This window comes from Vibrio sp. RC2502 (genome assembly GCF_054850435.1).
The window spans coordinates 766,356-791,767 of sequence record NZ_CM141453.1; the positions used below are offsets into that span (position 1 = coordinate 766,356).

Annotated in this window: 21 protein-coding genes and 22 tRNA genes; 11 read left to right on the forward strand and 32 right to left on the reverse strand. The window is 45.5% G+C overall.

Going from position 1 to position 25,412, the window contains the following annotated elements; translation table 11 throughout:
- Nucleotides 1–66 precede the first annotated feature (66 nt).
- Nucleotides 67–1,491: a tRNA (N6-isopentenyl adenosine(37)-C2)-methylthiotransferase MiaB gene (miaB, locus tag ACYJZR_RS03530; RefSeq protein ID WP_005496209.1), complete on the reverse strand. Its 1,425-nt coding sequence runs from the start codon at nt 1,489–1,491 to the stop codon at nt 67–69.
- A gap of 258 nt (nt 1,492–1,749) precedes the next feature.
- Here miaB and ACYJZR_RS03535 point away from each other — a divergent pair, with 258 nt between their 5' ends.
- Nucleotides 1,750–2,925: a 2-octaprenyl-3-methyl-6-methoxy-1,4-benzoquinol hydroxylase gene (locus tag ACYJZR_RS03535; protein WP_140267831.1), complete on the forward strand. Its 1,176-nt coding sequence runs from the start codon at nt 1,750–1,752 to the stop codon at nt 2,923–2,925.
- Nucleotides 2,926–3,064: 139 nt separating this feature from the next.
- Here ACYJZR_RS03535 and ACYJZR_RS03540 read toward each other — a convergent pair.
- From ACYJZR_RS03540 to lolB, 27 genes are all read right to left on the reverse strand, one after another.
- Nucleotides 3,065–3,149, reverse strand: a tRNA-Leu gene (locus tag ACYJZR_RS03540).
- 54 nt (nt 3,150–3,203) lie between these two features.
- Nucleotides 3,204–3,278, reverse strand: a tRNA-Gln gene (locus ACYJZR_RS03545).
- 47 nt (nt 3,279–3,325) lie between these two features.
- A tRNA-Leu gene (locus tag ACYJZR_RS03550) sits at nt 3,326–3,410 on the reverse strand.
- A gap of 29 nt (nt 3,411–3,439) precedes the next feature.
- Nucleotides 3,440–3,524 (reverse strand) — tRNA-Leu (locus ACYJZR_RS03555).
- A gap of 47 nt (nt 3,525–3,571) precedes the next feature.
- Nucleotides 3,572–3,648: transfer RNA gene (locus ACYJZR_RS03560), tRNA-Met, on the reverse strand.
- A 24-nt stretch (nt 3,649–3,672) separates the two neighbouring features.
- A tRNA-Leu gene (locus tag ACYJZR_RS03565) sits at nt 3,673–3,757 on the reverse strand.
- A 52-nt stretch (nt 3,758–3,809) separates the two neighbouring features.
- A tRNA-Gln gene (locus tag ACYJZR_RS03570) sits at nt 3,810–3,884 on the reverse strand.
- 29 nt (nt 3,885–3,913) lie between these two features.
- A tRNA-Leu gene (locus tag ACYJZR_RS03575) sits at nt 3,914–3,998 on the reverse strand.
- A 53-nt stretch (nt 3,999–4,051) separates the two neighbouring features.
- Nucleotides 4,052–4,128 (reverse strand) — tRNA-Met (locus ACYJZR_RS03580).
- Nucleotides 4,129–4,152: 24 nt separating this feature from the next.
- Nucleotides 4,153–4,237, reverse strand: a tRNA-Leu gene (locus ACYJZR_RS03585).
- Between the two features lie 52 nt (nt 4,238–4,289).
- Nucleotides 4,290–4,364: transfer RNA gene (locus tag ACYJZR_RS03590), tRNA-Gln, on the reverse strand.
- Nucleotides 4,365–4,393: 29 nt separating this feature from the next.
- A tRNA-Leu gene (locus ACYJZR_RS03595) sits at nt 4,394–4,478 on the reverse strand.
- Between the two features lie 52 nt (nt 4,479–4,530).
- A tRNA-Gln gene (locus ACYJZR_RS03600) sits at nt 4,531–4,605 on the reverse strand.
- Between the two features lie 29 nt (nt 4,606–4,634).
- Nucleotides 4,635–4,719 (reverse strand) — tRNA-Leu (locus ACYJZR_RS03605).
- A 35-nt stretch (nt 4,720–4,754) separates the two neighbouring features.
- Nucleotides 4,755–4,829 (reverse strand) — tRNA-Gln (locus tag ACYJZR_RS03610).
- A 48-nt stretch (nt 4,830–4,877) separates the two neighbouring features.
- Nucleotides 4,878–4,962, reverse strand: a tRNA-Leu gene (locus ACYJZR_RS03615).
- A 30-nt stretch (nt 4,963–4,992) separates the two neighbouring features.
- A tRNA-Leu gene (locus tag ACYJZR_RS03620) sits at nt 4,993–5,077 on the reverse strand.
- Nucleotides 5,078–5,153: 76 nt separating this feature from the next.
- Nucleotides 5,154–5,230, reverse strand: a tRNA-Met gene (locus ACYJZR_RS03625).
- A gap of 77 nt (nt 5,231–5,307) precedes the next feature.
- A tRNA-Gln gene (locus ACYJZR_RS03630) sits at nt 5,308–5,382 on the reverse strand.
- Between the two features lie 31 nt (nt 5,383–5,413).
- Nucleotides 5,414–5,498, reverse strand: a tRNA-Leu gene (locus ACYJZR_RS03635).
- A gap of 40 nt (nt 5,499–5,538) precedes the next feature.
- A tRNA-Met gene (locus tag ACYJZR_RS03640) sits at nt 5,539–5,615 on the reverse strand.
- Between the two features lie 18 nt (nt 5,616–5,633).
- On the reverse strand, nt 5,634–5,894 hold the full coding sequence (locus ACYJZR_RS03645; RefSeq protein ID WP_011105709.1) for a hypothetical protein: 261 nt from the start codon (nt 5,892–5,894) through the stop codon (nt 5,634–5,636).
- 4 nt (nt 5,895–5,898) lie between these two features.
- On the reverse strand, nt 5,899–6,990 hold the full coding sequence (gene ychF / locus ACYJZR_RS03650; RefSeq protein WP_005496175.1) for a redox-regulated ATPase YchF: 1,092 nt from the start codon (nt 6,988–6,990) through the stop codon (nt 5,899–5,901).
- A 10-nt stretch (nt 6,991–7,000) separates the two neighbouring features.
- Entirely contained in the window at nt 7,001–7,591 is a 591-nt protein-coding gene (gene pth, locus ACYJZR_RS03655; RefSeq protein WP_005496173.1) for an aminoacyl-tRNA hydrolase, read from the reverse strand.
- Nucleotides 7,592–7,742: 151 nt separating this feature from the next.
- A complete protein-coding gene (locus ACYJZR_RS03660; protein ID WP_005496171.1) occupies nt 7,743–8,687 on the reverse strand; it encodes a ribose-phosphate pyrophosphokinase in 945 nt (314 codons plus the stop codon).
- A gap of 28 nt (nt 8,688–8,715) precedes the next feature.
- Complete coding sequence (ispE, locus tag ACYJZR_RS03665) at nt 8,716–9,588, reverse strand: 4-(cytidine 5'-diphospho)-2-C-methyl-D-erythritol kinase (protein ID WP_023585833.1); 873 nt, start codon at nt 9,586–9,588, stop codon at nt 8,716–8,718.
- Nucleotides 9,585–10,223, reverse strand: coding sequence for a lipoprotein insertase outer membrane protein LolB (gene lolB, locus ACYJZR_RS03670; protein WP_025547518.1), 639 nt, complete (start codon nt 10,221–10,223; stop codon nt 9,585–9,587). Before lolB ends, ispE begins: the two co-directional genes overlap by 4 nt.
- 134 nt (nt 10,224–10,357) lie before the next feature.
- On the opposite strand from lolB, the gene hemA reads away from it, so the two are divergent.
- The 8 genes from hemA (at nt 10,358) to ybaK (ending at nt 18,227) form a co-directional block, all read left to right on the forward strand.
- A complete protein-coding gene (gene hemA / locus ACYJZR_RS03675) occupies nt 10,358–11,614 on the forward strand; it encodes a glutamyl-tRNA reductase (protein ID WP_005496164.1) in 1,257 nt (418 codons plus the stop codon).
- 29 nt (nt 11,615–11,643) lie between these two features.
- A complete protein-coding gene (gene prfA / locus ACYJZR_RS03680; RefSeq protein WP_005456867.1) occupies nt 11,644–12,732 on the forward strand; it encodes a peptide chain release factor 1 in 1,089 nt (362 codons plus the stop codon).
- Nucleotides 12,733–12,735: 3 nt separating this feature from the next.
- Nucleotides 12,736–13,593, forward strand: a complete 858-nt coding sequence (prmC, locus tag ACYJZR_RS03685; RefSeq protein WP_020904133.1) for a peptide chain release factor N(5)-glutamine methyltransferase — start codon at nt 12,736–12,738, stop codon at nt 13,591–13,593.
- Between the two features lie 41 nt (nt 13,594–13,634).
- On the forward strand, nt 13,635–14,018 hold the full coding sequence (locus ACYJZR_RS03690) for a SirB2 family protein (protein WP_025633376.1): 384 nt from the start codon (nt 13,635–13,637) through the stop codon (nt 14,016–14,018).
- A gap of 5 nt (nt 14,019–14,023) precedes the next feature.
- Entirely contained in the window at nt 14,024–14,833 is an 810-nt protein-coding gene (locus tag ACYJZR_RS03695; RefSeq protein ID WP_005481357.1) for a SirB1 family protein, read from the forward strand.
- A gap of 54 nt (nt 14,834–14,887) precedes the next feature.
- Nucleotides 14,888–15,739, forward strand: a complete 852-nt coding sequence (kdsA, locus tag ACYJZR_RS03700) for a 3-deoxy-8-phosphooctulonate synthase (protein WP_005457350.1) — start codon at nt 14,888–14,890, stop codon at nt 15,737–15,739.
- A gap of 223 nt (nt 15,740–15,962) precedes the next feature.
- The gene (ushA, locus tag ACYJZR_RS03705) at nt 15,963–17,645 is read left to right on the forward strand and encodes a bifunctional UDP-sugar hydrolase/5'-nucleotidase UshA (protein WP_005457348.1); all 1,683 of its coding nucleotides are present in this window, start codon (nt 15,963–15,965) and stop codon (nt 17,643–17,645) included.
- A gap of 108 nt (nt 17,646–17,753) precedes the next feature.
- On the forward strand, nt 17,754–18,227 hold the full coding sequence (gene ybaK, locus ACYJZR_RS03710; RefSeq protein WP_005481362.1) for a Cys-tRNA(Pro) deacylase: 474 nt from the start codon (nt 17,754–17,756) through the stop codon (nt 18,225–18,227).
- Nucleotides 18,228–18,283: 56 nt separating this feature from the next.
- Here ybaK and rluF read toward each other — a convergent pair whose 3' ends face one another.
- The 3 genes from rluF to ACYJZR_RS03725 form a co-directional block, all read right to left on the reverse strand.
- Complete coding sequence (gene rluF / locus ACYJZR_RS03715; RefSeq protein ID WP_021822595.1) at nt 18,284–19,399, reverse strand: 23S rRNA pseudouridine(2604) synthase RluF; 1,116 nt, start codon at nt 19,397–19,399, stop codon at nt 18,284–18,286.
- Nucleotides 19,400–19,498: 99 nt separating this feature from the next.
- Nucleotides 19,499–20,080, reverse strand: a complete 582-nt coding sequence (gene smrA, locus ACYJZR_RS03720; protein ID WP_005481355.1) for a DNA endonuclease SmrA — start codon at nt 20,078–20,080, stop codon at nt 19,499–19,501.
- A gap of 131 nt (nt 20,081–20,211) precedes the next feature.
- Nucleotides 20,212–20,352, reverse strand: coding sequence for a DUF3149 domain-containing protein (locus tag ACYJZR_RS03725; RefSeq protein WP_005489851.1), 141 nt, complete (start codon nt 20,350–20,352; stop codon nt 20,212–20,214).
- Nucleotides 20,353–20,611: 259 nt separating this feature from the next.
- Here ACYJZR_RS03725 and ACYJZR_RS03730 point away from each other — a divergent pair.
- A tRNA-Pro gene (locus tag ACYJZR_RS03730) sits at nt 20,612–20,688 on the forward strand.
- A gap of 290 nt (nt 20,689–20,978) precedes the next feature.
- Here the strand turns inward: ACYJZR_RS03730 and ACYJZR_RS03735 are convergent.
- Nucleotides 20,979–21,851 (reverse strand): TraB/GumN family protein, encoded by an 873-nt coding sequence (locus ACYJZR_RS03735; RefSeq protein WP_015296362.1) that lies wholly within the window; start codon nt 21,849–21,851, stop codon nt 20,979–20,981.
- Between the two features lie 560 nt (nt 21,852–22,411).
- Between ACYJZR_RS03735 and ACYJZR_RS03740 the strand changes: the two genes are divergently transcribed.
- Nucleotides 22,412–25,063 (forward strand): beta-N-acetylhexosaminidase, encoded by a 2,652-nt coding sequence (locus ACYJZR_RS03740; protein WP_406966310.1) that lies wholly within the window; start codon nt 22,412–22,414, stop codon nt 25,061–25,063.
- Nucleotides 25,064–25,412 lie beyond the last annotated feature (349 nt).

A 25,412-nucleotide genomic window follows, 5' to 3' on the forward strand; every position in this document is an offset into this window, starting at 1 on the left:
TCTCATTTTATGCCACTCAATGAGAGCCTGATGACGACCAGGCTCTCCATGGCGATTTATACGAGCTTATGGCGTAAAAGTAGCTACACCTAGCTCATCTTCGCGACGTGTTTTCGCCATCATTTGTGTTGGAGAAATCACACTACGAAGGTCCATGTCTTTTTCTGTACGTACTAGCTCACCACGTAGCGAGTTTGCAAATACGTCCGTAATCTTCACGTCAACGAACTGACCAATTAGGTCTGCGCTACCTTCAAAGTTTACTACACGGTTGTTTTCTGTACGAGCGCGCAGTTCCATTAGGTTTTTCTTAGAAGGGCCTTCAACCAGTACACGCTGCTCAGTACCAAGCATTAGGCGTGAGTAACGCATTGCTTGTGCATTGATGGTTTGTTGCAGCTCGTATAGACGCTCTTTCTTCACTTGTTCTGGTATATCACAAGGGTAATCTGCCGCTGGTGTACCTGGACGAGGTGAGAAGATAAAGCTGAAGCTCATGTCAAAGTCTACGTCTTTGATTAGCTTCATTGTGTCTTGGAAGTCTTTGTCTGTTTCACCAGGGAAACCAACAATAAAGTCAGAACTGATTTGGATATCAGGACGCGCTTTACGTAGTTTACGGATGATTGACTTGTACTCGATAGCTGTGTGAGGACGCTTCATCATCGTTAGAATACGGTCACTACCACTTTGTACTGGCAAGTGCAGGAAGCTTACTAGCTCTGGTGTATCTTCATAAACAGCAATGATGTCGTCTGTAAACTCTAGCGGGTGGCTAGTCGTGAAACGAATACGGTCGATACCATCAATAGATGCAACGAGACGAAGCAGTTCAGCAAAAGAGCAGATCTCGCCGTCGTGCATAGGGCCACGGTATGCGTTTACGTTTTGACCTAGTAGGTTAACTTCACGTACACCTTGTTCCGCTAGCTGTGCAATCTCGAATAACACGTCATCCATTGGACGACTAACTTCTTCACCACGAGTGTATGGTACAACGCAGTAAGTACAGTATTTTGAACAGCCTTCCATGATAGAAACAAACGCCGTCGCACCTTCTGCACGTGGCTCAGGTAGGCGGTCGAACTTTTCAATCTCTGGGAACGAAATGTCCATTACCGGTGCATCGTCAGTTTGAGATTGTTTGATCATCTCAGGTAGGCGGTGCAGAGTTTGAGGGCCAAAGATTACGTCAACGTATGGTGCACGCTCACGGATGTGGTCACCTTCTTGTGTTGCTACACAACCACCTACACCGATAACTACGCCAGGTTTTTTATCTTTTAGTGTTTTCCAACGGCCTAGCTGGTGGAAAACTTTTTCTTGCGCTTTTTCACGGATCGAACAGGTGTTAAGTAGAAGTACGTCTGCTTCCTCTGGCTCTTCCGTCAGCTCATAGCCGTTTGCAGCATTAAGCAGGTCGGCCATTTTTGATGAATCGTATTCGTTCATCTGGCAGCCCCAGGTTTTAATTAGCAGTTTCTTACTCATCTCACTTTCGCTCGTTCAGTTGTACTTAAATTGGAGAGCTATTGCTCAAATTATAGCCGCCATCACGGCGGTAAGCGGCGTATTGTACTGCTTTAAAAAGCACCTGACTAGTGATCTGACGAATTCTCTGCAAACCCTGATGAAATCTAGTTTTTTGCCCTATATACAGCAAGGTTTTTTGTTAAACAATTTTGTAAAAATAGCCTCGGAACGTACAATTGAAAAACGCCAAATAATCAGCATGATGAAGAGCAAAAAATGAACAAGTATGACATCGCCGTAATCGGTGGCGGCATGGTCGGGGCAGCTGTCGCAGTTGGATTTGCCAAGCAAGGTAGAAGCGTAGTGGTAGTTGAAGGAGCGGAGCCTAAAGCATTTGATGCTGCTCAAACTCTGGACGTGCGAGTTTCTGCTATTTCACATCAATCGGTGAAATTACTTGAATCATTAGATGCTTGGTCGGCGATCGAAGCAATGCGTGTCTGTCCCTATCGTCGTCTGGAAACTTGGGAGCATCCTGAGTGTCGTACTCGTTTTCATTCTGATGAGCTTTCATTGGATCAACTTGGCTACATCGTTGAAAACCGCCTAATCCAACTTGGCCTTTGGCAAGCTTTCGCGCAATTCGACAACTTAACGGTGAAGTGTCCTGAGCGATTAAAAGACATCGACTTCAATGATGGAAACCGTATCACGCTAGAAAGCGGCGAACAGTTTGATGCGAACTGGATCATTGGCGCTGATGGTGCCAATTCTAAAGTACGTCAGCTAGCGGGTATTGGCGTGACTGCTTGGGATTACCGTCAACATTGTATGCTCATCAATGTTAAGACTGAGTTGCCACAACAAGACATTACTTGGCAACAGTTCACCCCTAGTGGGCCTCGCTCTTTCCTACCTTTGTGTTCATTGACAGAAGATGGACAAGAAGTCGGGCAAGGATCTTTAGTTTGGTATGATTCCCCAAAACGAATCAAACAGCTTTGCGCGATGACCAAACCTCAATTAAGAGAAGAGATCGTGCGTCACTTTCCTAAAGAGCTTGGAGATATCGAAGTTCTGCAGTTTGGTTCTTTCCCTTTGACGCGTCGACACGCGCAGTCCTATTCGCATAGAGGTTGTGTGCTAGTTGGTGATTCAGCGCATACAATCAATCCATTAGCGGGGCAGGGCGTGAATTTAGGCTTTAAAGACGTTGAGGTATTGCTATCAGTGACACAAGGGCAAGATGAGTTAACGGATGCTCTATTAGCAAAATATGAGCGTACTCGTCGCCCGGATAATCTTCTAATGCAGACCGGTATGGATTTTTTCTATAAAGGCTTTAGCAATGATTTGGGGCCTTTGAAGTTTGCACGCAATGCAGCATTAAAGCTGGCTGAAAATTCAGGGCCGATCAAAGCACAAGTATTGAAGTACGCGTTAGGTATGTAGCCTAATTATTACGTAGCAAACCAGATAGAAAAAAAGCGAGCCATGAGCTCGCTTTTTTAATTCGGTAAATCAAAGATCTACCGAGTCCAGAATCGGAAAAAAGAAAAAACCCAGCAAATTAATGCTGGGTTTTCAATGATGGTGCGGAAGGAGAGACTTGAACTCTCACACCTTGCGGCGCCAGAACCTAAATCTGGTGCGTCTACCAATTCCGCCACTTCCGCAACTTATCTTGTAGTCATCAAGGTAATTGGTAAAACCTCAACAACGTTTTGTAATGGCAGGGCTACCTGGATTCGAACCAGGGAATGGCGGCATCAAAAGCCGCTGCCTTACCGCTTGGCGATAGCCCTACAGGTCTTAGCCTTTCAACTAAGCGCTTTCCAAAACAAGGAAAGTATGGTGCGGAAAGAGAGACTTGAACTCTCACACCTTGCGGCGCCAGAACCTAAATCTGGTGCGTCTACCAATTCCGCCATTTCCGCATATTTGATATTGTAGATGATTATTAAGATGGTGCGGAAGGAGAGACTTGAACTCTCACACCTTACGGCGCCAGAACCTAAATCTGGTGCGTCTACCAATTCCGCCACTTCCGCATCTTAAATTCTACATGACTGATAGCTTAGGCTAACAATCTAATCAATGGTGGCTACGACGGGATTCGAACCTGTGACCCCATCATTATGAGTGATGTGCTCTAACCAGCTGAGCTACGTAGCCATCTCAAATTATTTAAATCAAGAATGGTGCGGAAGGAGAGACTTGAACTCTCACACCTTGCGGCGCCAGAACCTAAATCTGGTGCGTCTACCAATTCCGCCACTTCCGCATCTTGATTTGTAGTTATCAAGGAAATTGGTGATCCTCAACAACATTGTATATGGCAGGGCTACCTGGATTCGAACCAGGGAATGGCGGCATCAAAAGCCGCTGCCTTACCGCTTGGCGATAGCCCTACAGGCAGTAGTTTTCACTACTTAAAATATGGTGCGGAAGGAGAGACTTGAACTCTCACACCTTGCGGCGCCAGAACCTAAATCTGGTGCGTCTACCAATTCCGCCACTTCCGCAACTTATTCTGTAGTTATAAAGGTAATTGGTAAAACCTAAATAACGTTATAAATGGTGGCTACGACGGGATTCGAACCTGTGACCCCATCATTATGAGTGATGTGCTCTAACCAGCTGAGCTACGTAGCCATCTCAAATTGTTTAAATCAAGAATGGTGCGGAAGGAGAGACTTGAACTCTCACACCTTGCGGCGCCAGAACCTAAATCTGGTGCGTCTACCAATTCCGCCACTTCCGCATCTTGATTTGTAGTTATCAAGGAAATTGGTGATCCTCAACAACATTGTATATGGCAGGGCTACCTGGATTCGAACCAGGGAATGGCGGCATCAAAAGCCGCTGCCTTACCGCTTGGCGATAGCCCTACAGGCAGTAGTTTTCACTACTTAAAATATGGTGCGGAAGGAGAGACTTGAACTCTCACACCTTGCGGCGCCAGAACCTAAATCTGGTGCGTCTACCAATTCCGCCACTTCCGCATCTTGATTTATAGTTATCAAGGAAATTGGTGATCCTCAATAACATTGTATATGGCAGGGCTACCTGGATTCGAACCAGGGAATGGCGGCATCAAAAGCCGCTGCCTTACCGCTTGGCGATAGCCCTACAGGCAGTAGTTTTCACTACTTGAAATATGGTGCGGAAGGAGAGACTTGAACTCTCACACCTTACGGCGCCAGAACCTAAATCTGGTGCGTCTACCAATTCCGCCACTTCCGCATAGTTACTGAGTAAAACTCAATAACGTTAAATAATGGCAGGTCTACCTGGATTCGAACCAGGGAATGGCGGCATCAAAAGCCGCTGCCTTACCGCTTGGCGATAGACCTGCAGACAATAGTCATGAGACTATATCATCTCTATTTCTAGAGAAAGAATGGTGCGGAAAGAGAGACTTGAACTCTCACACCTTGCGGCGCCAGAACCTAAATCTGGTGCGTCTACCAATTTCGCCATTTCCGCATATATTCTTTATATAGAGTTGAATCAAGATGGTGCGGAAGGAGAGACTTGAACTCTCACACCTTGCGGCGCCAGAACCTAAATCTGGTGCGTCTACCAATTCCGCCACTTCCGCGTCTTGAACTCTATAAACCATCAGTTAATTGGTAAAAACTAACAGTTATATTTTTGCTTCTTTCATTAAGAAAGAATGGTGGCTACGACGGGATTCGAACCTGTGACCCCATCATTATGAGTGATGTGCTCTAACCAGCTGAGCTACGTAGCCATCTTTTGGAGCGAGACAATATAAACCTTCGCGCTCTCAGTGACAACCCTTTTATCAAGGAATCTCACTTTGAATAATGGCAGGTCTACCTGGATTCGAACCAGGGAATGGCGGCATCAAAAGCCGCTGCCTTACCGCTTGGCGATAGACCTGCAGGCAGTAGTTTTTCAACTACTTAAAATATGGTGCGGAAGGAGAGACTTGAACTCTCACACCTTGCGGCGCCAGAACCTAAATCTGGTGCGTCTACCAATTCCGCCACTTCCGCATCTATTCCTAAGTGCTCTTAATTAAAGAACGTTTAGGAATGGTGGCTACGACGGGATTCGAACCTGTGACCCCATCATTATGAGTGATGTGCTCTAACCAGCTGAGCTACGTAGCCAAAACCATATTTTTGCTCTCAACGCTTTGTTGCCTTGTCGTTGGGAACGGCGCGCATTATGCGAAGTTGAGTGAGATCCGTCAACAGTTTTTTTAAATAAATCCCCCAAAAAACATCGTTCGCTTTCTTTTTAAACAAAGAGGCGTGTTTATGATCTAAAACTGGAAATAAATTAGCTTGAAGCAAGGAACTTAACTTTGTGGCGTTTATTGCAGACATAAAAAAAGCCAGCATTACTGCTGGCTTTTTATGTAAATGAAGTGTTTGAATTTCATTCACTTAATTATACGTTGAAGCGGAAGTGTACAACGTCACCATCTTTTACGATGTAGTCTTTACCTTCTAGACGCCATTTACCTGCGTCTTTTGCTCCGTTTTCACCGTTGTATTGGATGAAGTCTTCGTAACCAACGACTTCTGCACGGATGAAGCCTTTTTCAAAGTCAGTGTGGATCTTCGCTGCTGCCTTTGGTGCTGTTGCGCCAACAGGAATTGTCCATGCACGAACTTCTTTTACGCCAGCTGTGAAGTACGTCTGTAGACTTAGCAGTTCGTAACCAGCACGAATTACGCGGTTTAGACCAGGTTCTTCGATGCCTAGATCCGCTAGAAACTCTTCGCGTTCGTCGTCTTCTAGTTCAGCCATTTCTGATTCGATCGCTGCACATACAGGAACAACCACGTTGTTTTCTTTTGCTGCGAACTCACGTACTGCGTCTAGGTACGGGTTGTCTTCAAAACCATCTTCATTTACGTTTGCAATGTACATGGTTGGTTTTAGCGTTAGGAAGTTTAGGTAACCTACTGCTGCTAATTCTTCTTTAGAAAGCTCAACGGTACGCGCTGAACCACCTTCTGTTAGTACAGGAAGCAGCTTTTCTAGAACTGTCAGCTCGAACTTCGCGTCTTTGTCGCCGCCTTTTGCTTTCTTCGCGTTACGCTGAATCGCGCGCTCACAAGAATCAAGGTCAGCCATAGCTAGTTCAAGGTTGATTACTTCAATATCTTCGATTGGAGATACTTTACCTGCAACGTGAACGATGTTTTCGTTTTCGAAACAGCGTACAACGTGACCGATAGCGTCTGTTTCACGGATGTTCGCTAGGAATTTGTTACCTAGGCCTTCACCACGAGATGCGCCCGCAACCAAACCAGCGATGTCTACGAATTCCATTGTAGTAGGTAGAACTTTCTGTGGGTTAACGATCTTTGCTAGTGCGTCTAGACGTAGATCTGGCACAGGAACCACACCAGTGTTTGGTTCGATGGTACAGAACGGGAAGTTTGCTGCTTCAATACCCGCTTTAGTTAGTGCGTTAAACAGAGTTGATTTACCAACGTTAGGTAGACCAACGATGCCACATTTAAAACCCATGATAGTAACCTTATTCAGCTTTGAACGTGTGGAGGCGGTTTTGTGCTTTGGATAGGCCATCCTTAATCAGGATGTCTAGACAACGAACAGCTTCATCTGCTGCGGCATCTAGTAGCTCTTGCTCTTTCGCTGGAGCTTTACCTAATACAAAACCTGCCACTTTATCTTTGTGTCCCGGATGGCCAATGCCGATTCGAAGACGATAAAAATCTTTGTTATTGCCCAGTTTGCTTATTGTGTCACGTAGTCCGTTGTGGCCCCCGTGGCCACCACCTTTTTTAAACTTAGCGACACCTGGCGGTAAGTCTAGCTCGTCGTGAGCAACCATGATCTCTTCTGGCTTAATTTGGTAAAACTTCGCCAAAGCAGCGATCGCTTTTCCAGAGAGGTTCATGAAAGTGGTAGGGATAAGCAAACGGAGATCCTGGCCGTTGACCATGATGCGTCCGGTTAGGCCAAAGAACTTTGGTTCGTTCTTCAGGGTAACGTTATGGACGCGTGCTAATTCTTCTACAACCCAAGCGCCCGCATTATGGCGAGTTTTGGCATATTCTGGTCCCGGATTAGCAAGACCAACAAGAAGTTTGATTGGTTGAGTCAAGGTTAGGATCTCTCTGGAATCTCAAAAAGCGCAGTATAATAGCACAGAATTCTCACAGTGGGCGACCAAGGGATTTTCTGCCTATCGATACAAATAAAAAAACACCCCATAGAGGGGTGCTTTTGAAATCAGTCTAACTGAAATGTTCGGATTAGTTGAACATTGCAGAGATTGACTCTTCGTTGCTGATGCGGCGGATTGCTTCAGCTAGCATACGAGATAGGCTTAATGTGGTTACTTTGCCTGTCGCCGCCATCTCTTTAGAAAGAGAGATAGAGTCAGTTACGATAACTTGGTCAAGAACAGAGTTCTTAATGTTGTCTGCAGCGTTACCAGAGAATACAGCGTGAGTTGCGTAAGCGAATACACGCTTAGCACCGCGCTCTTTTAGCGCTTCAGCTGCTTTACATAGAGTGCCACCTGTATCGATCATGTCATCAACGATCACACAGTCGCGACCTTCAACATCACCGATTAGGTTCATCACTTCAGAAACGTTTGCACGTGGACGACGCTTATCAACGATAGCAATATCGATGTCGCCTAGCGCTTTCGCCGTTGCACGAGCTCGAACCACACCACCTAGGTCAGGAGAAACCACTACTGGGTTATCTAGACCGCGAGATTGCATGTCTTCAAGTAGTACAGGAGTACCGAAGATGTTATCTACAGGAACATCGAAGAAGCCTTGGATTTGCTCTGCGTGTAGGTCGATAGTAAGAACGCGGTCAACACCAACGTTAGATAGGAAATCAGCAACAACTTTTGCAGTAATTGGCACACGAGCAGAACGTACACGACGATCTTGACGGGCGTAACCAAAGTAAGGGATAACTGCAGTGATACGGCCTGCTGAAGCACGGCGCATTGCATCAATCATAACAACCAATTCCATTAGGTTGTCGTTAGTCGGTGCACAAGTGGATTGAATGATGAAAACATCGCTACCACGAACATTCTCATTGATTTGAACTGCAACTTCGCCATCAGAAAAGCGAGAAACAGATGCATCACCAAGAGAGATGTAAAGACGATCAGCAATACGTTGGGCTAGTTCAGGTGTTGCGTTACCAGCAAATAGCTTCATATCAGGCACGGTGGAAACCTCGGGTTTGCGTCCAGTTTTAAATAGGTCGGTGTGAGGCTGATTGGTATTCAGCCAAAGTCTCTTTTAGTGGCGAAATATTGCGCCCTTGAGCGACAAATGCCGAGACTTTATCAGAGAGTTGTGCAAGGATAGTTTCTGCTTCCGATTTGCTCGAAAATTCAGCAAAAACGCAAGATCCTGTCCCCGTCAATCTTGACGGCGCGTATTGTAGCAGCCATGAAAGTTGCTTATCAACCTCTGGGTAGAGCATTCGTACAATTTTTTCGCAATCGTTTACGCTCGGCGCGTTCAAAAGTGTTTCTAGATCTCGTTTTGGTGTGTTTCGTGTCAGATCTGGATGACGGAATATATCCGCTGTCGCAATAGAAACATTTGGTCTCACGACGAGATACCACTTTTCTTCCGGGGTGGCTGGAGAAAGCTTCTCACCCACACCTTCAGCAAAAGCGGAAAAACCGCGCACAAAAACAGGCACGTCAGCGCCCAGTTTTAGGCCAATTTCGGCTAATTCATCATCAGTTAAATTGAGCTGCCACAAGTAGTTGAGTGCCACAAGTGTCGTAGCGGCATTTGAAGAGCCGCCGCCAATTCCACCACCCATTGGTAAAACTTTGTGCAGTTCGATATGTGCACCAAAAGAGCAGTGAGCGTAATTTTGCAGCGCAGTTGCAGCTTTCCAAATTAAATTGTCTTGAAGAGGCACACCTTCTATCTCTGGAGAAATCGTAACATCACCAGAATGGTTTGCTTGAATGGTGAGCTCATCTCCATGATCGACGAATTGGAATAAGGTTTGTAACTCGTGATAGCCGTTTTCTGTGCGGCCATTGATGTATAGAAAGAGATTCAATTTCGCCGGAGACGGCCAGCGGGTTGAAGTTTCGATCATTGGGTGATATTCCATTTTGTGATCACTAGATTGATTTTTACGTCTGATGTCGTCAGCTTTAGTTTATTCGGTAATGGAAGCGTCTGTTCGTGCCATTCTACGTCGCCATAACGTTCGTAAGCGATTTTCCAGTCGTTGAGACCTATCTGTTTGTCTAAGGTTTGCAGTGTGTTGGCTGGAGAAAGCTGGAATCTATCTGCATCAGTAGGTAAACCGAGTAACCAGTCGGGCATGTGGTCAACTGGCATCATCAAGCCTGTGAGGCGATAAATCAGTTGATTAGCGTTGCGTGCTGAAAGGACTTGGTCATCATACGTTTCAACCGTTGCCCCTTGTGGGGTAATCGTCAGTTTTAATGCGGTTTGTCCCAAGACAGTGGTTAATCGAAGTTGGCTTAAAGCGGTGGAGTGCTTCCAAAAAAAGTTCAGACTTTGTCTTTGGTCGGGGCCGATGTAGCCTAATTTCCCGGTCGCTTGAAAATCATGGATGGTTTCAAGACGTTGTTCATGAGCTTGCCATTCGACGCTGGTGACGCTTTCAGGAACGGAACTACACCCAGCGAGAATAAGGCTCGACAAGAGAAAGATGAGAAAGGAACGTAAGGTCATGTTTGATGGCTTATTAATCAGTTTCATCGGGAATCGCTCACAACTATAGCATTGAAAAGACGGACTTAGGAAAACAAATCCGGCTTACCCTTTCAATAAATGCGTGCTTACAGTAAAATTCTGAACCTATTTTATAACCGATCTCAGAGATACCACGTTAGATGTCCTTGCTTGCTATTGGAATTAATCACAATACAGCGTCTGTTGACTTGCGAGAGAAAGTGGCGTTCGGGCCTGATAAGCTCGGCCCTGCACTTGAGCAACTCAGAGAGCACGAAGCGGTTAACGGCAGTGTGATTGTTTCAACCTGTAACCGTACTGAGTTGTACTGCGACGTTAAGCAAGGAGCGCGAAACAAGCTGATCGATTGGCTCGCTCAATTTCACCAAGTGAGCCGTGAAGACTTGATGCCAAGTTTGTATGTACACGAAGAACAAGCGGCAATTAAACACTTGATGCGCGTCTCGTGTGGCCTTGATTCACTGGTACTTGGTGAGCCGCAGATCTTAGGTCAAGTGAAACAGGCATTTTCTGATTCACGTGATCATCAAGCTGTAGACTCGTCGATTGATAAGCTGTTCCAAAAAACGTTTTCTGTTGCAAAACGAGTTCGTACGGAAACTGATATCGGTGGCAATGCTGTGTCGGTGGCTTACGCCGCATGTACATTAGCAAAACACATTTTCGAATCGTTATCTGACTCGACAGTCTTACTTGTCGGGGCAGGTGAAACCATCGAACTGGTCGCGAAGCACTTAGCGTCGAACGGCTGCACAAAAATGATAGTCGCAAACCGCACCAAAGAGCGTGCTCAAGGGTTAGCTGAGCAGTTTGGTGCAGAAGTAATCAGCCTGAACGAAATCCCAGACCACCTCGCAAGAGCGGACATCGTGATTAGCTCAACAGCGAGTCCGTTACCTATTATTGGTAAAGGCATGGTCGAAACGGCGCTGAAACAACGTCGTCATCAACCTATTCTGTTAGTCGATATTGCTGTACCACGTGATGTGGAAGCGCAAGTTGGCGAATTGAACGATGCTTATCTGTATTCGGTGGACGACTTGCAGTCGATCATCGATAGCAATATTGAGCAACGTAAAGTTGAAGCGATTCAGGCCGAAGCCATTGTTAGTGAAGAAAGTGCGTCGTTTATGACGTGGCTACGCTCACTGCAAGCGGTTGATAGTATTCGCGATTATCGCAAGTCGGCGAACGAAATACGTGAAGAGTTACTGAGTAAAAGCCTGCAATCATTGGCAGCTGGCGCAGATCCGGAGAAAGTACTGCGCGAACTTAGTAATAAACTCACCAACAAACTGATTCACGCCCCAACACGCGCACTACAAAGTGCGGCGGAACAAGGCGAACCAGCAAAATTAACGATTATCCGCCAAACGCTTGGCTTAGATGATCTGTAACTCACGCTTTTTATTAAGAAAACGACACTATGAAAGCCTCTATTCTGACTAAGCTAGAAACGCTAGTAGAACGTTACGAAGAAGTTCAACATCTTCTTGGTGATCCTGATGTAATTGGAGATCAGGACAAATTCCGTGCTCTATCAAAAGAGTACTCTCAGCTAGAAGAAGTAACTAAGTGCTTCCAAGCTTACCAACAAGCTCAAGACGATCTTGCTGCCGCTGAAGAGATGGCAAAAGAAGACGACGAAGAAATGCGTGAAATGGCTCAAGAAGAGATCAAAGACGCGAAAGAAGCGATTGAACGTCTTGCTGATGAGTTGCAAATTCTTCTTCTTCCAAAAGATCCAAACGATGATCGTAACTGTTTCCTTGAAATCCGCGCTGGTGCAGGCGGTGATGAAGCTGGTATCTTCGCTGGCGACCTATTCCGTATGTACAGCAAATACGCAGAAAAGCGTGGCTGGCGCATTGAAGTGATGTCTTCAAACGAAGCGGAGCACGGTGGTTACAAAGAGATGATTGCGAAAGTGAGCGGCGACGGTGCATACGGTGTGCTGAAGTTTGAATCTGGCGGTCACCGTGTACAACGTGTACCAGCGACAGAATCTCAAGGTCGTGTGCATACTTCTGCGTGTACAGTAGCGGTTATGGCGGAAATCCCAGAGGCGGATCTGCCAGAAATCAAAGCGGCAGACCTAAAAATCGATACGTTCCGTGCATCTGGCGCGGGTGGTCAGCACGTTAACACCACGGATTCTGCAATCCGTATTACCCACTTACCAACGGGTACAGTGGTAGAGTGTCAAGACGAGCGTTCACAGCATAAGAACAAAGCGAAAGCGATGGCAGTACTGGCTGCTCGTATCGTTCAAGCGGAACAAGAGCGTCGTGCGGCAGAAGTGTCTGACACGCGTCGTAACCTACTAGGTTCTGGTGACCGCAGTGACCGTATCCGTACTTACAACTACCCGCAAGGCCGTGTTTCTGACCACCGAATCAACCTAACCATCTACCGTTTGAACGAAGTGATGGAAGGCGACCTACAAAGCTTGATTGACCCAGTGGTTCAAGAACACCAAGCAGACCAACTAGCGGCGCTAGCTGAGAACGCTTAATCGATGAGCCAAGTTCAATCCATTGAGCAAGCACTGAAAAGTGCGACGGCAAAACTGACAGAAGGCGGCAAAGAGTCGCCTTCTCTCGATGCAGCTGTCCTTCTTTGCCATGTTCTTGGCAAACCGCGAACCTATTTGCTAACGTGGCCAGAAAAAGCATTAGAACCAGAGCAACAAGCGCAGTTTGATGCTTTACTCGCAAGGCGCTTAGCAGGCGAACCCGTTGCTTACATTATTGGTGAGCGCGAGTTTTGGTCTCTACCTCTCAAAGTTTCTCCTACTACCTTGATCCCAAGACCAGACACCGAGCGTTTGGTGGAAGTTGCTTTGGATAAAACCTATGGGCAGACTGGCTCGATTCTAGATCTAGGCACGGGGACAGGAGCAATTGCGTTGGCACTAGCGTCTGAGCTACCGAATCGTCAGGTAATGGGAGTTGACCTCAAACAAGAGGCCAAAGAGCTTGCTGAGTACAATGCCGCGCAGCTAAACATCAAAAATGTGACGTTTGACCAAGGTAGCTGGTTCGAGCCTATTGCAGAGGGAACAAAGTTTGCTTTAATTGTTTCCAATCCGCCGTATATTGACGAGAAAGATCCGCATTTATCCCAAGGTGACGTTCGTTTTGAGCCAAAATCCGCGCTGGTCGCTGATGAAAATGGCTTAGCGGATATTCGCCATATCTCCGATTTGGCTCGTCAGTATCTTGAAGAGGGCGGTTGGCTTGCCTTCGAACACGGTTACGACCAAGGCGAGGCGGTTCGTGAGATCATGAGTGGCTTTGGTTATCAGCAAGTTGTCACCGAAAAAGATTATGGTGGGAATGATCGAGTGACCCTCGGTTGCTACCAGCCTTCATAAGAACGAGCAAGTCAGCAGTAATTTATTAAAAGAGAAGAAAAATGTACGTAGCTCTAAAACATATTCACCTTGTCACCATCGCACTGAGTGCCACATTGTTGTCGATTCGATTCGCGTTAATGATGATGAACTCTCCAAAGCGCAACCATCGTTTTCTGAAAGTTTTTCCACACATTGTTGATACCGCGCTGTTGTTGTCAGGCGTTACTTTGATCTTTGTTACTGGCTTCATTCCATTTACAGACTCAGCACCTTGGCTAACCAACAAGATCACGTGTGTGTTGGCGTACATTGCTCTGGGCTTCTTCGCTCTAAAATTAGCTAAAAATAAATTGCTGCAAATTTTCGGTTTCTTTGGCGCACTCGGTTGGTTGGTCATGGCGGCTAACATCGCCGTGTCTAAGAGTCCAACTTTATTTGGGTAATCGTCATGCTTGAGTTTTTTGACGAAGATTTTGACAACATGGCGCTGGTGGAAGGAGCGTTAGAGCTCAATAAATCCGTTAATCCAGAAACCAACGTCCATTGGGCTAAGCAAGAGCTAGAGCGTCTGTACCAAGAAGCAGAAGCAACGCTTATCCATGAAACAGATGAAGAGCAGCGTTTCGACTCTTTCCTACGTCTGTTTTTCCATGAGTGGGGCTTCAAAGGTGACGACCAAGAGTACTTTATCTCTGACAACAGCTTTATCGATAAAGTGCTAGAGCGTAAAAAAGGTATACCGGTCAGCTTAGGTGCAATTTTATTGTACTTAGGCAATCGCCTTGGCTTCCCTATGAAAGGTGTGACATTCCCAACTCAGTTCCTAATTAAAGTGGATTGGATGCACAAAACACCAGACTACATTAACCCGTTCAACGGGGAGTATGTTGGTGAGAAAATCCTTCAAGCTTGGTTAATCGGTCAAGAAGGACCGTTAGCGCAACTTAAACCAGAACATTTTGACGAAGCGGATAATCCGACTGTGATTGGTCGCTGGTTGGCGTTGATTAAAAGCGCGATGCTGAGAGAAGAGCGTTACACACTGGCGCTGCGCTGTACTAATCTGGCGTTGACCTTTGTGCCAGATGACCCATACGAGATTCGTGATCGCGGTTTTATCTTCCAACAGCTTGAGTGTCATCAGGTCGCGGTATCTGACTTTCAGTACTTTATTGACCAATGTCCTGACGATCCTGCGTCTGAGCTACTAAAATCACAAGTTAATGCGATGAGTGAAAAACACGTCACACTTCACTAATTTTATCGGAGTGCCCAAGTGTGGCATACCGTGGACAGAAAAAAGAGAATCATAATGGAACAGAAAATAGTTAATATCGGCGACATCCAGGTTGCTAACGACAAGCCATTCACCCTATTTGCAGGCATGAACGTTCTTGAGTCTCGTGATCTTGCTATGCAGATCTGTGAGCATTACGTAAAAGTAACAGACAAACTGGGCATTCCTTACGTATTCAAGGCGTCGTTCGACAAAGCAAACCGCAGTTCTGTTCATTCATACCGTGGCCCAGGCCTTGAAGAAGGTATGAAAATCTTCCAAGAGCTAAAAGACACTTTTGGTGTCAAGATCATCACTGACGTTCATACAGAAGCGCAAGCTCAACCTGTCGCTGACGTGGTAGACGTTATTCAGCTTCCTGCATTTCTAGCTCGTCAAACTGACCTAGTTGAAGCAATGGCGAAAACAGGCGCAGTGATCAACGTGAAGAAACCTCAATTTATGAGCCCTGGTCAAGTGGGTAACATCGTTGAGAAATTCGCGGAATGCGGTAACGACAAAATCATCCTATGTGAGCGCGGCTCTTGCCACGGTTACGATAACCTAGTTGTAGACATGCTTGGCTTTGGTGTAATGAAGAACGCGTCGAAAGGTAGCCCAATCATCTTTGACGTAACGCACTCACTACAAATGCGTGACCCATCAGGCGCAGCATCTGGCGGCCGTCGTGAGCAGACAGTTGAGCTTGCAAAAGCGGGTCTAGCGACAGGCATTGCGGGTCTATTTATCGAAGCGCACCCGAACCCAGATCAAGCACGTTGTGATGGCCCATCTGCATTGCCTCTAGACAAGCTAGAGCCATTCTTGGCGCAAATGAAGTCACTAGATGACTTGATTAAGAGCTTTGAAAACATCGATATCAAGTAGCGATTCGTTACTGTTCATGATGAAAAATAAAATAGCCAACCTAGAGTTGGCTATTTTTTTATCTGATAAACCGTAAATTCTCAAACTTGTTACTGATGAATTTGTTATTGCTAAACAATGCATCATAATTATGAAATCAATGTGTTAGGGTGCGCGTGGTTTTCAAATAGCTCTAATGTTTGAAAATGTGCATCAGTAATCCCGATAAGAAAAAGGAAAAAAAATGAATCAGCGTCTGATTATCAAAACCGCTTTGAGTGCCGCTATTTTGGCCTCGCTGGCTGGATGTGCTTCGCAACCTGCTCATGAATGGAATGCAGATACCACTTATAAATTGACTGTCTTACACACCAACGATCACCACGGTCGTTTTTGGCAGAATAAACACGGTGAGTACGGCATGGCCGCGCGCAAGACGTTGATCGATGATCTGCGTGATGAAATTCAAGCAGAAGGAGGCAGCGTGCTGTTGCTGTCTGGTGGTGATATTAATACCGGCGTTCCTGAATCTGATTTACAAGACGCTGAACCAGATTTCAAAGGCATGAGTAAGATTGGCTACGACGCGATGGCGTTAGGTAATCACGAATTTGATAATCCGCTAGATGTGCTATTCAAACAGCAAGATTGGGCTAACTTCCCAATGCTGTCAGCCAACATCTACGACAAAAAAACGGGTAAGCGCTTATTCCAACCTTACGCGATGTTCAATAAGCAAGGTATTAAAATTGCGGTTATTGGTCTGACAACAGAAGATACTGCGAAGTTGGGAAATCCTGAGTTTATCGGTCAAGTGGACTTCCGCGACCCGAAAGCGGAAGCGAAAGAGCTGATTGCAGAACTGAAAAAAACAGAAAATCCGGATCTGATTTTCGCTGTTACGCACATGGGTCACTACGAAAATGGCAACCGTGGCATCAATGCGCCGGGTGATGTAGCTTTGGCGCGTTACCTCAATGAAGGCGATTTGGACATGATTGTGGGTGGTCACTCACAAGAGCCCGTTTGTATGGAAGGTCCTAACGTTATCAAAAAGAACTTTAAACCGGGTGATGAGTGTCAGCCAGACCAACAAAACGGTACTTACATTGTTCAGGCGCATGAGTGGGGTAAATATGTTGGCCGTGCCGATTACGAATTCCGTAACGGCGAACTATCAATGGTGAGCTACGATCTTATTCCGGTAAACTTGAAGAAAAAAATCAACGTGGATGGTCAATCACAACGTGTGTTTGTTCAAGATGAAATTACTCAAGACAAAGCGATGTTGGACTTCCTTCGTCCTTTCCAAGAAAAAGGCCAAAGCCAGCTGAATGTGAAAATTGCGGAATCAAACGGTAAGTTAGAAGGTGACCGTGATGTCGTGCGATTCCAACAGACGAATCTAGGTCGTTTAATTGCAACGGCTCATATGGAACGTGCAAAAGCAGATTTCGCAGTGATGAACTCAGGCGGTGTGCGTGATTCTATTGAAGCCGGTGACATCACATACAAAGATGTGTTGACCGTGCAGCCATTTGGCAACATGGTTTCTTACGTCGATATGTCTGGTCAAGAAGTCTTGGATTACCTAAACATTGTTGCAACCAAGCCTGTTGATTCAGGTGCTTACGCGCAGTTTGCGGGTATCTCTATGCGTATTGAAAATGACAAAGTCACCAATGTATTTATCGGTAACAAGCAACTGCGTTTAGATGGTCGCTACCGCTTCACAGTACCAAGTTACAACGCTTCTGGTGGCGATGGTTACCCTAAAATTGATACGCACCCTGGCTACGTCAACACAGGTTTTACCGATGCAGAAGTCTTGAAAGACTATCTAGAAAGCCATAGCCCAATTGACGTTAACGAATACGCACCTTCTGGTGAGGTGATGTACCAAACAAACAATGTGGTCAATCAATAGAGTTTGATTGCGAAAAAGCGTTTGACTCAAACTCGCTGATATCATTAACTAAAAGCGCAGCTCCCATTGATGGGGGCTGCGTTTTTTATTTTTATAAGGAGAATCTTGATGACTCCGGCCATTAATCTTGCGAAAAAGAAAAAAGTTCCTCACACCATTCACCAGTATGAACATGACCCGAGAGCAGACAGCTATGGGTTAGAAGCGGCTGAAGTGTTGGGGCAAGATCCTAAAAAAGTATTCAAAACCCTGTTGTTTTGCCTTAATGGCGAGCCCAAAAACTTGGCAGTAGCCATCATTCCTGTGGATCAAAAACTGAATCTAAAATTGGCAGCCAAAGCAGCAAAGGGTAAAAAAGCCGACATGGCAGACCCAGACATCGCTCAAAAGACAACGGGTTATGTAGTTGGCGGTATTAGTCCACTTGGACAAAAGAAAGCGTTGCCAACCTTTCTACATGAAAGTGCAAAAGAACAAGAGACGATTTGTGTGAGCGCGGGTAAACGAGGCTTAGAAATTGAGCTTGCTCCGCAAGATCTTGTTGCTTTGACCAGAGGGCAGTTTGCCCCATTATGCTTGTAAGCCAGTTTGGGTTGAATGACCAACAAAGAAAAAGGACGCGAAAGCGTCCTTTATTGTTATTTTTTGAGGCTTAATGTGCCACTAGTGCGTTTTGCCGGTTTACTTGTCGTATTCGGATTGACGTAATGCTGCTTCGGTTTGCTCGGTGTTTGAGGCTTGTTTTGCGGTCTGCCATGCTCACCTTGTGGCTTCGCGCGTTCACCTTGAGGTTTCGCTTTGTAATGCTCTTTCGCAGGGCGTGAGCTTTCATCATCACGTTGACGGCGCTTTTGCTGGCCTTTTTTAGAGTTAGGTGCATGACGGAACTCGTCAGCGTTATTACCACGGAAGGTGCGCGTTTTTTGATTGCGACGAGCAGTCGAACCTTGGTTCTCTTCACGGCTATCAAACAGTTTCGCATCAGTCGCTTTACGAATATTACGACCTCGAGAATCTGTCTTTGACGCTTCCTCGGTACCAACTGAGCCATCGCACATTGCTAAAATTTCTGCGACTTCGTCATCGGTTAGGTAACGCCATTTACCATTTGGAATGCCATCTAGAGAGATGTTCATGATGCGTACGCGGCGAAGTTTAAATACTTCGTAGCCGAGTGCTTCACACATACGGCGTATCTGACGGTTTAGGCCTTGCGTCAAAACAATACGGAAAGAGAACTTGGTTTCTTTCGTAACTTTACAAGGGAGCGTTACGGTATCGAGGATTCGAACACCACTCGACATCTGTTTTAGGAATTCGTCCGTAATCGGCTTGTCGACACGCACCACGTATTCTTTTTCGTGGTTGTTACCAGCGCGCAGGATCTTATTTACGATGTCGCCATCGTTAGTCAAGAAGATCAAACCATCCGAAGGTTTATCGAGTCGACCAATTGGGAAAATACGCTTTTTGTGACCGATGAAATCGACGATATTGCCGGGGATATCACGCTCAGTCGTACAGGTGATGCCTGTTGGCTTGTTGAGGGCGATATAAATCGGTTTTTCTTTTGAAGCGACAGGCTTGCCATCAACACAAACGTCGTCACCAGGTAGTACTTTGGTGCCCATTTCTGGCTGTTTGCCGTTAATGGTCACTCGACCTTCTTCGATCAGTTTATCGGCAGCGCGACGCGAGCAAAAGCCCGTTTCGCTGATGAATTTATTTAAGCGTTTCGCGTTGTCTTGTGACATATCGGTCTCCTAACGTTTCACAACGGCGGTGAATTTGATGACCCTTCCCGCGAGAGGGAAGGGGAAATAAGGTCGGGCATTCTAGCACCGAGGAGGAACTTAGCCTAACCGTTTTTGATGACGTTCGCGGTTTTCTAGTTTCTTGTCTGCGCTTTTTCTTAGCAATACATAAACAGCACCACTGCCACCGTGAAAGCGTTGTGCACTGTGCACGCATTGCACTTCTTTTATTTGTTGTAACCAACTGCTGACGAAGCTTTTCATTAATGCTGGTGGATTCGAACGTTCGCCGCGGCCGTGCACAATCACAACAGTACGAATATCCATTGAGATACATTGCTTTAAGAACTTCACTACTTCATCACGTGCTTCTTTCAGCGTTTTACGATGCAAGTCTAAACGGGCTTGGATAGGGTACTTCCCAAGGCGAAGTTTGCGAAATACACCATCTTGAACACCATCTCGTTTGAACTCGACGAAGTCATCGGGTTTGAGCATTTCTGCATGATCGAGAGAAAGGTATTCTGGGTCATCTTCGGTGAGCCAAATCGCTGCTTCGCGTTTGGCAATATGTGCATCAGTCACTTGGTGGACTTTTTTGTGTTCAGCAGTGTCTTGGTTGATTGGCTTAACATCGCCCATCATCTGTTGAAACAGTTCAAAATCGTCATCGTGAGACATAGTGGCAATCTCATAAGAACAGGATAGGTAGATAGGATTATATCAACGAGATGTGGCAGAAGATCAAATAAAAAACCGGAGCAGGCAAGTAACCGGCTCCGGTGCAAAGCGTTTCTAGAGCTAAGCGAGATCTAGTGAGGAGATTTGTCGTTCATGATCTTATAGATGAAGAAACCGCCGTAAAACAGCATCAGACCAAATGCCCCAAAGATTACTATCATTGACGATAGACCCACTGCATTACCAAATAGGAGATCAAGCCAAAAGTCCATATGTTTCCTCCAAGATATTCCCGACAGGCATAAAACTAAATGGCGGTGTTTTTTTGCACACTGATCTGGATCAATTATGTTGCTAAGGTTAATAAACTGTGTTTTATTGTGGGTTATCAATCACATTTTACGTGCTAGTGTTCAGTTATTCATCAAACGAATTAAGACATTACGTTTTTTTGCAAAAAGCACTTGCGTCTCCGATCAGAATCCGTAATATACGCATCGTTGACGGGGACAAGACCCCAGTTAAACATCTCGGTGAATAGCGCAGCTTGGTAGCGCATCTGGTTTGGGACCAGAGGGTCGGGGGTTCGAATCCCTCTTCACCGACCACTTTCAAAGAAGCCGCAGCAGAAATGCTGCGGCTTTTTGCATTCGAACATCGGGTCGGGGTCTGGGAGCCCAGCCGCGTCGAATCTCTCTTCACCGACCATTTTTAGAAAGCCTGCTCAATGAGCAGGCTTTCGTCGTTCTAGCGCTAGCAATTTGAGAGGTCAATGGTATAGAGCTAAATAGGGTTTGCCTGAAGTTAGAACATGGCTCTTCATCGACCATGTTAAGAAAAAGGCTCTACAGAAATGTAGAGCCTTTTTCGCATGTGTAATGATGGTTTTGGCTGGGTTTTAAATATTGCACTTTGCTTTGCGTGTTTTACCAAGCGAGGTAATTTCAAATCCCCGTTGTGCGAGCAAATCGATAAGGTTGTCTTTCCCCACCAGATGCAGACTTCCAACCACAACGGTGTAGCGACCTGACTTTTTAGGCAGCACACTGCCAGTATCGAGTTTTTTCGCCCAATCACGGTTGCGAGAATATAAGAATGCTTCGTTAAAATCTGCCGTCGCTTTGTCTGTTAAAGATGCCTCTTCCAGCATACTTCCATCACCACTTTTCCAGCTTTCTATCAAACACTGTACAAGCTTGTCACCACCTTCGTATTCGTCTATCGAGGACAGCAGCATTTCTTGCCCACCATTTGGCTGACCAGCAATAAGATCGATTTGAAACTGCACCGATTCTAACGAGAGGACAGGGAGGTGCTTTTTCTCTGCTAAACCAATTAGGTGCATGTCTACACCTTCGTCTGATACGTAGCCAAGCTTATTGACTAGCGCGAGTTGGATGGTCAGAGCTGCGGTCCAAGGTGGTGCATTGAGAAGTTGCGCTTCCGCCATGCCTAGATCTTTGGCGATGTTCACTAACAGTTGGCGTTGAGTTTTGTCGAGTACGTCTTTAGAGAGAATCGAACTCTCTGGGTACACCACACCTTCAGAGCTTCTTACATCGGCCTCAATAATTAAGCCTGAGCTTTGTTCCAAAAACTTAGTGATGTTTTTCGGAAGTGGATACATGCTTTTATCACCGACATGTACGGAGCCGATAATCATGTATTCCGTGTCGCCTTTTTTAGCTCGCCAGTGTTGAGGCTCAGCGTAGGACGAAAAAGAGGTAAAGATAACAATAAGAGATGACATCAGTGTCATTAGGCGAAACATAGTTTTTATCCTCGGCTGAATCTTATGGTGAGACTCTGATTTCAGCATCTACAACTCACAGGGGATATTACTTTATACCCAAATAAAGCTTAGACACCAGAGCTCACTTTAAAACTATTTTTTGCAACGATTGGATAGACCAACCAATCGACAAAAACGTCATTTCAAACAATATTGACGAGTTTTGACACGCTAAAAATGAGATTGACTTCACGAAAGCTAAATTGGTGAGTTTGTTATTAATGGTTCACAAAATAATCAGATGTGATCCGAATCCTACAAAGTCATACCAAATCAATCGGAATCGGTGATTTAGATCGCAACAAACTCGTCAAAATAAGTTGTTCGATTTTGACGTTGGTTGTAAGTGCATGAAATAAATGTGTTTATATTTTTTCTTGGTGAGTGGAGTTTGAGCTGGATCACTTCTTACTTTTATTTATTTTACGCTTAGAAATAACTGCTTGTATGTTGAATGACATTGTTGAGCACCACAGATTTGGGTGCTTTTAAATTGCGTAATTGTCGTTTTGAACCACTGACTTTTTGGGGAAAGTAAGATGTTGAAACCTAGTTTGATTGCTGCTTCTGTTATCGCAACACTAGCAGGTTGTTCTGCTCTGCAAAGCTCTGAGCAACAAGTTGTAAATTCACTGGCTGATAACCTTGATATCCAGTATCAAGTGCTCACTAACCATGGTGCTAATGAGGGGCTGGCATGTCAGGATTTGGGCGCTGAGTGGGCATCTTGTAACAAGGTCAACATGACGCTAGTAAACCAAGGCGAAGCAGTTAACTCAAAAGATTGGGCGATCTACTTTCACAGCATTCGTTTGATCCTAGATGTCGACAATGAACAGTTTAAAATCTCTCGCGTAACGGGTGATCTACACAAACTTGAACCAACTGATAAGTTTGATGGTTTTGCAGCGGGTGAAGAGGTTATTCTTCCTCTGATCGGTGAATACTGGCAGCTTTTTGAAACAGACTTTATGCCGGGTGCATTTGTTGCAGCGCCAAACGCTGAACCTAAAATGATCGCTTCTCTCAATACTGAAGATGTGGCTTCTTTTGTCACTGGTCTTGAGGGTAATAACCTAAAACGTACACCAGATGACAACAACATCTTTGCCAGTGCGGTATCGCGTTTCGAGAAGAACGACGACTTAGTGAAACAAGACGTCTCCACGACGTTGTTACCAACGCCAATGCACGTTGAGGCGGGCAAAGGCAAAGTCGATATTACAGAAGGTATTGCGCTGCCTAAAGACGTATTTGATGCGGCTCAGTTCGCAGCGATTCAAGATCGTGCAGAAGTGGTAGGTGTGGATGTTCGTGGTGATCTTCCTGTAAGCGTCACTGTTGTTCCTGCAGACTTCACCGGTGAATTAGCAAAATCTGGTGCTTACGAAATGAGCATCAACGGCGACGGTATCGCGATTAAAGCATTTGATAAAGTGGGTGCTTTCTACGCGGTACAATCTATCTTTGGCCTGGTAGATAGCCAAAATGCTGATTCTCTACCACAACTGTCCATCCAAGACGCTCCTCGTTTTGACTACCGTGGCGTGATGGTGGATGTGGCTCGTAACTTCCACTCTAAAGATGCCATCCTTGCAACGCTAGACCAAATGGCGGCGTACAAGATGAATAAACTGCACCTTCACCTAACGGATGATGAGGGTTGGCGTCTTGAAATACCGGGTCTGCCAGAGCTGACTGAAGTAGGTTCTAACCGCTGTTTTGACCTTGAAGAGAAAAGTTGCTTGTTGCCACAACTAGGTTCTGGCTCAACTTCTGACAACTTCGGTTCAGGTTACTTCAGCAAAGCAGATTACGTGGAAATCCTAAAGTATGCGAAAGCACGTAACATCGAAGTAATTCCTGAAATTGATATGCCAGCACACGCTCGAGCAGCAGTTATCTCAATGGAAGCACGTTACAACCGCCTAATCGAAGAAGGTAAAGAAGCGGAAGCGAACGAGTACCGTCTGATGGATCCTCAAGATACATCGAACGTAACAACGGTTCAGTTCTACAACAAGCAGAGCTTTATCAACCCATGTATGGAATCTTCCACTCGCTTCGTAGATAAAGTGATTTCAGAAGTGGCAGCAATGCACACGGAAGCAGGCGCGCCGCTAACAACATGGCACTTTGGTGGTGATGAAGCGAAGAACATTAAGTTAGGTGCGGGTTTCCAAGACGTTAACGCACAAGACAAAGTTAGCTGGAAGGGCACGATTGATCTGTCGAAACAAGACAAGCCATTCGCGCAGTCTCCACAATGTCAGACGCTAATCGCAGACGGTACAGTAAGCGATTTTGGTCACCTTCCAAGTCACTTTGCAGAACAAGTGTCGAAGATCGTAGCAGAGAAGGGCATTCCAAGCTTCCAAGCATGGCAAGATGGCTTGAAGTACAGCGAAGGTGAGAAGGCATTTGCAACCGAAAACACACGCGTTAACTTCTGGGATGTTCTGTACTGGGGCGGTACTTCATCAGTGTACGAGTGGTCTAAGAAAGGTTATGACGTGATCGTTTCTAACCCAGATTATGTGTACATGGACATGCCATACGAAGTAGACCCGAAAGAGCGTGGTTACTACTGGGCAACGCGTGCAACAGATACTCGTAAGATGTTCGGTTTTGCACCAGAGAACATGCCTCAGAACGCGGAAACCTCAGTTGACCGCGATGGCAATGGCTTTACTGGTAAAGGTGAAATCGCAGCGAAACCTTTCTACGGTCTATCTGCACAGCTTTGGTCTGAAACCGTACGTAACGATGAACAGTTCGAGTACATGGTATTCCCACGCGTACTTGCTGCAGCAGAGCGTGCATGGCACCGTGCTGAGTGGGAAAACGACTACAAAGTGGGTGTTGAATACTCGCAAAACTCGAACCTAGTAAACAAAGCCGCGCTAAACCAAGACTACAACCGCTTTGCAAACGTACTTGGTCAACGTGAGTTAGCTAAGTTAGAGAAATCTGGTATCGACTACCGTCTACCAGTACCAGGTGCGAAAGTAGAAGATGGCAAGCTAGCAATGAACGTTCAGTTTCCTGGCGTGAAGCTTCAATACTCTCTAGACGGCAAAAACTGGCTGAATTACGCAGACAATGCTCGTCCAAATGTGAAAGGTGAAGTGTTCATCCGATCTGTATCGGCAACAGGTGAGAAAACAAGTCGTGTGACTAGCGTAAAATAATACGATTCTTGTAAGTTAATTTTTGGCAAAGCCTCAACGTATGTTGAGGCTTTCTTTATTTCTAAGGGAAATTAAGTGTGATCGAAGTCTTAATATTTTGCATTGATAAATAAGTTTTGGTGTTAAAGATAGAAATTAAATGTGAAGTGAGTCTGGTTATTTCGCCATTTATTAAATCGTTAGTTGTTGATGATCACATTTTATTTTTTTGACGAATTTTTATAAATCAACGCAAGTGTCTGTAATTAACAGTGTTTTTGTTATGGTTATAGAGTCGGGTTTGAACGAGATCACTTTTTAAACGGATTTATTTTCCATTGCGAATTAATTATTTCAGTATGGCCACCGC